At 36.8% G+C, this 8,452-nt stretch carries 7 protein-coding genes; 4 read left to right on the top strand and 3 right to left on the bottom strand.

From position 1 onward, the window contains the following. On the bottom strand, positions 1-4,008 hold a 4,008-nt coding region (locus FF105_RS08085; RefSeq protein WP_290046594.1), incomplete at its 3' end, for a SpaA isopeptide-forming pilin-related protein. Positions 4,009-4,362: 354 nt separating this feature from the next. Here FF105_RS08085 and FF105_RS08080 point away from each other — a divergent pair. The 4 genes from FF105_RS08080 to FF105_RS08065 all read left to right on the top strand — a co-directional run bounded on the left by FF105_RS08080 (position 4,363) and on the right by FF105_RS08065 (position 6,107). Continuing rightward, positions 4,363-4,605, top strand: coding sequence for a transposase (locus FF105_RS08080; RefSeq protein WP_290046593.1), 243 nt, complete (start codon positions 4,363-4,365; stop codon positions 4,603-4,605). A 51-nt stretch (positions 4,606-4,656) separates the two neighbouring features. Further along, positions 4,657-5,409, top strand: coding sequence for an IS3 family transposase (locus FF105_RS08075; RefSeq protein ID WP_290046592.1), 753 nt, complete (start codon positions 4,657-4,659; stop codon positions 5,407-5,409). Between the two features lie 213 nt (positions 5,410-5,622). After that, positions 5,623-5,838 (top strand): DUF6290 family protein, encoded by a 216-nt coding sequence (locus FF105_RS08070; RefSeq protein ID WP_228934970.1) that lies wholly within the window; start codon positions 5,623-5,625, stop codon positions 5,836-5,838. Beyond that, entirely contained in the window at positions 5,835-6,107 is a 273-nt protein-coding gene (locus FF105_RS08065; RefSeq protein WP_228934968.1) for a type II toxin-antitoxin system RelE family toxin, read from the top strand. Before FF105_RS08070 ends, FF105_RS08065 begins: the two co-directional genes overlap by 4 nt. Before the next feature lie 250 nt (positions 6,108-6,357). Here the strand turns inward: FF105_RS08065 and FF105_RS08060 are convergent, their stop codons facing one another. Both FF105_RS08060 and FF105_RS08055 read right to left on the bottom strand, forming a co-directional pair. After that, a complete protein-coding gene (locus FF105_RS08060; RefSeq protein ID WP_290046591.1) occupies positions 6,358-7,023 on the bottom strand; it encodes a hypothetical protein in 666 nt (221 codons plus the stop codon). A 16-nt stretch (positions 7,024-7,039) separates the two neighbouring features. After that, on the bottom strand, positions 7,040-8,299 hold the full coding sequence (locus tag FF105_RS08055; RefSeq protein ID WP_290046590.1) for a phage tail tip lysozyme: 1,260 nt from the start codon (positions 8,297-8,299) through the stop codon (positions 7,040-7,042). Positions 8,300-8,452: the final 153 nt, after the last annotated feature.

Genomic DNA, 8,452 nt, shown 5'->3' with positions numbered 1-8,452 from the left:
TGAAACTGTTGCTACCTTTGCGGTTGTCTGCAATTCAACAGTGAAGTCGTAATGCTTGTCTTTGTCGAAGTTGTAACCTGCTGGTGCGGCTGTTTCTACGAAGTAGTAATCACCTGGCTTCAAGCCGTCCTCGTTAATTTGACCATCCGCATTTGTTGTCAAGTCGGTCGCTACTTTAGTACCATCAGCTTTGTACAAATCAAACGTTGCACCGGCCAAGACTTTATTACTATCGCTGTCTTTCTTAGTCAAAACAACTGATCCAGTTTTCTCTGCATTAGTTGCAGAAACTTTGACAACTTTGCCAGCGCTTTCTATATCTTGGAAAGCAATCGTAAACTTATATTGTTTGTCCTTGTTTAAATCATAGCCGGCTGGGGCGGCTGTCTCTACGAAGTAATAGTCCCCTGGCTTCAAGCCATCTTTACTAATTTGACCTTTAACATCTGTTGTCAAATCTGACGCAACTTTTGTGCCATCTGACTTGTATAAGCTAAACGTTGCGCCGGCTAAGATCTTATTCGTATCACTATCAGTCTTAGTTAAAACAACAGATCCAGTCTTTTCTTCGTTAGCAACATTCAATGTGAAGTTGTTATTAGCGTCCACTGCCTTATCAGAATAAGTCAAAGAAATTTCTTTGCCTTGCGCATAGTCTGACGCAATGTTATACCCGTCAGGCGCAGATGTTTCTACTAAGACATACTTACCAGATTTCAAGTTGTTCCAAGCCAATTGACCATCTGCACTTGTTGTACCAGAACGTAATAATTGACCTTTTTGTCCTTTAACATCTGAGTAAAGTTCAAATGTTGCACCAGGCAATGCTTTTTTAGTATCAGCATCTGTTTTGCTGATAACCAAGTTAAGGTTCTTACCATTCGCTGATCCACCATTATTAACAACATTTGTATTAGTTGTTTTGGTTTCCGTGTAGCTTTTTTCATTGTCACCTGTAATTGTCACAGAATTGTTCAATGTATCATTTGATTTTGACGAATTAATCAAAGAACGATAATTTATGACATAAGCTTTACTAATTTGATTAATAAAACTAATCTTCAACTCTTGCTTCCCAGTGGATGGATCTGTTGTCAGCTCAACCTTATAATCTTTGTTCAAAGTTAATGGAGCAGAGGTGTTCTCAGTGAAATTGCCATTTTTGTCAACAGTCGTTTCATTAATCACAATTGACTGCTCATCAATGATTTGATTAACAGATGGTGTATCATCAACGACAACATTTTTTAATGTTGATTGTGATTTATTAACCCACATATTATATTTTGCATATGCGGAATCACTGGTATCTTGTTGGCCATTTTTAGTCACTAGACTACCAGAATTAGGTACGGAAACTTTAGCATCTAAATTGCGAGTTTTTGAATCATTGCTATATGTTGCCGTATTTGTGTATGGTGATTGATTAATCACTGTTCCGTCAAGTGATGTGTCGAATATGAGTACATACACCTTGTTCGAACCTTCTGGCAGAAACGCTTGAATTTTTGTTTTATCAGAATTTAACGTAATATGTGCATCTGTTACTTCTGAACCTAATGTATATGAACCATTCGTATTAATGGTTGCTTCATATAATTTTGCTGAACCATCTACATAAACCTGCCCATCTGGGATTGGATCCACAATAGTTGCACTCTTGAGTTCACGTTGGTTGTAGTTACCAACAACAGTCCAAGTGATGTGCTTGTTAACCGCATTATAAGCACCTGACTTGCTGCCATCATTTTTGAACTCTGCTTTAGGGGTAAAGTCGGCGCTGCCTTTGTTGATATGCTCTTTCCCATATTTGTCAGTCCAAGTTGCTTTAGCTGTATTGGTCCACTTACCATTTAATTTATTCGTATCAAACGCTGTCTTGTATGACAAAGTGTACCAATCAGGCGCACTATTCTTTAAATCGCCGAGGAATTCGACTGTGAAACCTTCAGCAGTCATGACAACTTTATAGTCTGTTCCATTTGTATAGGTGATGTTTTTATCTTTACTCTTTAAGACAAATGAACTCTCAATAACCGTCAAACCATCAGGCACAGTATCAGACATCGACCAATTTGACATATTTTGGCGGGCCATGTTGATATCAAAATTCCAGGTAACAGTCTTTCCATTGTAGTCAACAGAACCAAGAGACTTAGTCAGGCCTTGTTGTCCGACATCGTGTGTCCCACTATCAGCTTTTTTGTCACCACTCGTAACTTCGTTACTAATGGTCACTTTTTCATTACCATCAATCGGTGCGGTCACTTGTGATTGATAAGCAATTTTGACACCTTGATCCAAGCCATTTGTAAATTTGATGGTCATGGCAGTACGACTACCATTGTAGCTGACCTGATATGCTGATTCAGAAACAACTGAGCCATCTTCATATGTCAATACTGGTCTTGAATCTGCTGGAAAGACTTGACCGTCTGACAAATTATCAACTAGTGTTGCCTTATCTGCTGATAACTTTTCTTCGCCAAAATTATAATTGATATGCCAATTGTACTTTTGGCTACCATTATTATCTTGACCATCGTATACTTTCTCGAGCAATTTACCATAGTTGGCAGTAACACTTGCATCAGCCGTCGCGGTTTTATCACCATTATTTAAAGTAGCTCTGTTTTTAAAGGTTACACTACCACCATCTTCTGGTAACGTGCTTGCATCAATATCACTGGTGTATTCAATTCTGAAAGCAGAGTTAGTTTTGGCATAGTCGCCAATAAACGTCACTTTACCACTCAAATCAACTGTGTAATCTTTACCTTCAACCAAGGCAGCGCCTTTACCAGTCACGTTACCTTTTAAATCAACGATTAATGGGTACACAGTTGTTGATTTCAGCGTTGTTGTAACCTTGCCATCTGTGCTCTTAGGCATTGGGTCAGTGACAGTCGCATTACTGAGTTCTTGCATATTGGTATTGATGTCAACATCCCACGTAATACCAGTTGCATTTTTCGAATGATTTTCACCTGTCAATTTACCTGATTTAGAAATATCATTACCACCGGTAGGATTGACAATAATAGTAGTGTCTTTTGGAACATCTTTTGTTGGAATAACAATGACATGTGTTCCAGTCGTCGTTTCACTACTAATTGTTGCATTATAATTGAAAGTGCCTGAAATGTCTTCTTTAGACTCGACTTTGTCGTTAAAGGTAAACGTTACTTTGCCATCACTAGTAATCTGGTACGTACCATAATCACCTAAACTACCATTACTAGCTTTATATTGAATACCCTTTGGTAAATAAAATGTAAAGTAATCACCATTTTTTAATTGGTAATTGTCCTTTAAGTCATTTGGAATTGACCAATTATATTCGAGCTTAATATTTGTGTTACTAGTAACATCAGATGGGTCTACCGTCTTACCATTAGCATCCGTGAAGACAAGGTTCGCGCTATCAATAATTGTTCCCTTTACATCGTCAGGCAAATAATTGCTAATATCTGTGGGAGCACTCGCTTGTAGCGATTTATTGCTTTTCGTTGAATTGGCAGTTGTAACATCATCTTTGCTAATTGAACTTGTAGCACCTGTGACAGAATTTTTGTCATTTACTTTTACTGCTACAGTCTTCTTTTCATCATTATTTAGCTTAAAGCCAACTGTACCACTTTGTTTAATCGCAAATTTCAGATCACCCGCTGTCACTTTATCAGTTAAACGTGTAATTGTTAGCGTATCTGAAGACGACTTTTGATAAGTAGCAATTGTTTTGTTACTATCAGTCGCAGTAATGTCACCAGAATCCGGAACATCAATTAATTGTGAATTGGTGATAACAAGTGTGTCTTTTGTCTCATGATCGTCTAAAGCTGCAACCGAGATTGACACGTCAACTTTAGATTCCTTTTGCGTTAAAGTAATAATTGATGAAGTATTCGGTGTTGCAACTGCATATACAGATGCAAATGATGACAAAAATTGTAAAAACAATATTGTCAACATCACAAGGGGCATTTGTCTTGAAAATAGCCTTTGCATCGTTACTCTCCTTTATGAAATTGAAAGCTCTTCTAAGCTTTTAGAAATATCAACTGTTTACTATGAAAGTTGATGTCTAGTCTTAATTTGACCTAAATCAATGATGCTATCTGATCGTTCATTAGGTCGTCCAGTAATACTATATTGCTTAATTTTCACGAAACTCTCCTTTTTTAGCATCAAACGATACAATTATACACTTATGCTATTGTAAAAACAATGGATTGATTTAAACTATATTATTTAATAAACGGTAAATTTCAATAATTAACCGACCGCTACAAACTGCTCTTATACTAAAAAAAATGGACTATTTTTATTCAGTCCGTAAAATGAAAGTATAGGCGTATTTTTATGTCAATTCGTTATTCACAAGATTTTAAAGATTCACTGGTTAAACTTCACCAAGAAGGACGTTCACTTAAGTCATTAGCAAACGAATTTGGACCTTCAAAAGATTCTATTGCTATTTGGGTCAAGCAAGCTACCCCAGTCATGATTCAGGGTCAGTCAAAGACGTTAAAGGATGTCAAGCAATTAGAAAAGCGTCTCGCTATTTTGGAGGAAGAAAACGAAATTTTATCACGCATAGCCTGACAGGCATTGAGCGGCCATCTTACTAGCAAAAAAATAGTCCGTAATGTCGGATTGCCGCTTGTTAACCAATTTTTAGCACAAGGCTACGCGCTTGTGCGTATTTTAAGTGCACTTAAAATCAAACCTAGTACCTATTACAACTGGCGCCATTGGCAACCCAGTCGACAAGAAAAGCTTAGAGAATCCCTGAAACCTTATATTTTAGACGTTTGGAAAACCTTTAAATTTTATGGTTATCGTCGTATTGCTGCTTATAGTCAACAAACCGACGGTCCGAAAGTATCTGAGTATATGACACTCAAATTGATGCGTGAATTAGGGATTAAATCCCGCATGCAAAAACGTTATCGCAAACCCAAAACTGTTGTGACGGTTGCTCAAAAACCCAATCTGATTAGACACTTGCATGATTTAAGCGGTGTTTGGCAAACAGATATCACTTATATTCAGTTGACTAATCACAGATGGGTCTATTTAGCGACCGTTCTGGATCCTGAGAAGAGAAAAGTATTGGGCTATAAAATTGGCGATACAATGACAGCCGAGCTAGCCACAAGTGCCTTACAGATGGCGTTGGATAAACATCGAAAGCCACTCATTATTCATTCAGATATGGGGTCACAATACACGAGTGCTGAGTTTAATATTAAATGCCAAAATTATGGCTTGAAACATTCTTATTCACTCAAAGGCCATCCGTACGATAATGGCCGTATGGAAGCGTTTCATTCAATATTGAAGCGTGAAGAGGTGTATTTGAAGGCATACCAAACATTAACTGAAGTTCAAGCAGCCATTGGTTGATATATCAATTTTTATAATCGCAATCGTATCTCAAATGTTGCCTAATTAACTGAATAAAAATAGTCCAATTTATTGACTTCTGAGCAGTACCTATCAGACGGTTAAATCTGGTGACACGTCACAAGCCAAAAATGTATACCGATAGGCCTTGATTGACTACAAGTGTAGTAGTGTGCTATACTACATTTGTAGTCAGAGTAAAGGAGAATAATTATGAGCGTAACTACTGTAAGATTAAAAGATGATACAATGGCTTGGGCTAAGGAATATGCTGATTTTAAAGGCATGAGTGTTACAGGTTTAATAGCTAACTTGATTGAAGAAGCACGTCAAGATGATGAAGATTATGCTGATGCTATGAAGGTGATTAATTCTGAAAATCGTGAGTATATGTCATCAGAAGAAATCAAGGCAAAATTAGGTCTATGAAGTTTAGCTGGAAGTTTGATAGTAAGGCAGCCAAACAATTTGGTAAGTTAGATAAACCAGTACAAAGACGTATATATAATTGGTTAGAATTGAATATTAGCGGCATCGAAAATCCTAGAATGTTTGGTAAAGCATTAGAGGGTGAATTGAAAACTTTGTGGCGTTATCGAGTTGGAAAATATCGAATTATCGCTGATATTGTTGACGATGAATTTGTTGTAGTTGTCTTAAAGACGAATAAACGGGATGATGTTTATCGTAATAAATAATATCAAGGGAATGTTAAAAGGTACAAGTCAATAGTTAAGTGGTGGTTATTATTGTATACTCTTATACTAAAAAACGGATTATTTTAGTATAAGAGCAAGAAGTACCGCTACTAAAAACTACCAATTAAAATGCCACGGCAGTAGCAACAAATAATAAGGGCTGTCTTTTACCACGAATATTTTTCATATTTTCTCAATCTCTCTCTTTGATTACTTCTAGTATACATATACTAAAATACTTATGACAATACTAATCACCTGATTGTTTGCGGTATACTGAATTATCAACGACTAATCGCAAAAATGTATTAAACTGATCAAAACCATAATCAATCCGCTTCTGAATAAATTCAATCTCAATATAATGTCTAATATATTTGATTGTCTGATCATGAATGTTTTCCAGTTGTGCAAAGAATAAAGCTTTATTTTGAACATTTAGTCGGCGATACTGACCATGAATGTCATCTATTGCTTGATTAACCTGATCCATAACACTACCGTCTAAGCCTACTTTTTCTAACAATGCCTGGTATTGTTTACGTACCTTTTTCATTGCGTCATTGATGACAGCTTCATCTTCATATTGATGTTCAATTAAACTAATGGTTTGATCTAAATTTTCTAATGCCTGGTCACACGTTGTTAATATTTCTACTAAACGTTCTACTTGCTTAATTTGCTCATACAAATCTTGTGCTAAATAAGGTGTCATTCTATCATCATAACGTTGATAAAAATGTGCCAACTCAACATAAACCGATTGCATAGCCTTGCTACTTAACTTGTTTGAACTTTGATAAGCCGTATATAAGTGCAAATAATCAGTTTTTACGGTTATAAATATTTCTTTCACCAATTGATAGGCACTATCTGGCAAAATACTAATATCTGAACCCGCTTTTACTGCTGTCATACTCTACTTCCTTTCATTACCAATGTAATTTGTACTTTGAATTGTCACCAGGATAAGCAAAAGTCATGTCACCATAACCAACTGCTTGACTGTCTTTTGCATAAGACTTTTTAGGGACTAAAGTAATTTCATAATCCTTAGTAGTCCCTGCATTTTGTCCTGACTTTACCGCATTTTGATTAGCGATAATTAAGTCCCCATTTGCTAACACATGCAACACAACGCCTGTATGATTAGGACGATCAGAAGAAAAGACTGCCCCAGCCTTTGGTGTTGTGGTGACTTTTACCCCTGTGACTTGTGCCACGGCTTGTGCTGTGACATTACCATTGCCTCTAAAGGTAAAATTAGGTGACCAAATGGCATTCATATAGACCTGTGAGAACCCAGCACACTGATTATAAGCGTCTGGTGTGGTTAAGCTCCAATCTAACTTTTTGGCTGTAATATTGTGTACATAAGGCTTAATATCATCTGGAATGCTGTTTTTATCCCAAAATGATAGCCCACTCTCTTTAATTTTTCCTGTGCCGTCTGCCGAGCCACTGTCATCAGTATTACAATAAGCGCTCCGATTATTGCTATCACTATCAGAACTATTATTAGCTGATTTGCCACTATCACTAACAGCATGATCACCACTGCTTAATGATCCCTCAAAGTTTAGATCATAAGTTTTCTGAATGGTTTGCGCCCATGCTTTAACTTCTGACACTTTACGTTGTGGATCACTTGCCCCAACACCCTCAAAGCCTGTGTCCCAAGCTAAAGCTGAACTATCAATATCTTTGGCATTAGATAATCCTAATCGAGCGACCGTATGGCTACTTGCCAATTCTTTAAAAGCTAAATCGACCTGGTCTTCAACGGTATCTGCGGTATTTTGATAACGATTACCATTGATACCACCAGCACCCCATTGCCAAATACCTTTAACAGAACCAGCAGGATTGACTGCTTTAGGGTTTAAATTACTTTCACGCCAACCAATCGCAATAATGGCTGAAATATTGTCCCCTGAATAACCAGATTTTTTAAAACGATCAATAATATAGCTAACTCTTTTACCAATATCTGAATTTTTATCAGTTAAGGATCCATTACTAGAACCACTATCTGCACTTGTCGTTGTCGTAGTTGTATCAGTTTGACACGTCACACTAGGATTGTTCATTGTTAGCGCAATGATTAACAGCACTGGTATTAAAATGACAAGCAGTGGCGCACAATACAAGGCAATTTTCATCACGATTGCTTGCTTCACTTTATTTTTCACATGATCTCCTTTCGATATTTTGACCAATAAAACTTACTAACATTAAAGGTGAAGATTAATCTCGACGGAGATAGTCTTCACCTATTTTTGTTTTATTCTAAAATAGGTTGTGAAGCATAGGTCGTAAGGCTTTTTGGCACTAGATGTCGTAAA

Origin of the sequence: Leuconostoc sp. UCMA20149, from assembly GCF_030400235.1 — a bacterium.
In the GTDB taxonomy this organism is placed as follows: Bacteria; Bacillota; Bacilli; order Lactobacillales; family Lactobacillaceae; genus Leuconostoc; species Leuconostoc pseudomesenteroides.
The sequence above is the reverse complement of the archived record's forward strand: the minus strand, read 5'-3'. Positions and strand labels throughout refer to the sequence as shown.

Bases quoted from the DNA above. Each gene is read 5' to 3' on its own strand.
- FF105_RS08080 (WP_290046593.1), top strand. From the start codon at position 4,363: ATGTCAATTCGTTATTCACAAGATTTTAAAGATTCACTGGTTAAACTT.
- FF105_RS08070 (WP_228934970.1), top strand. From the start codon at position 5,623: ATGAGCGTAACTACTGTAAGATTAAAAGATGATACAATGGCTTGGGCT.
- FF105_RS08065 (WP_228934968.1), top strand. From the start codon at position 5,835: ATGAAGTTTAGCTGGAAGTTTGATAGTAAGGCAGCCAAACAATTTGGT.
- FF105_RS08060 (WP_290046591.1), bottom strand. From the start codon at position 7,023: ATGACAGCAGTAAAAGCGGGTTCAGATATTAGTATTTTGCCAGATAGT.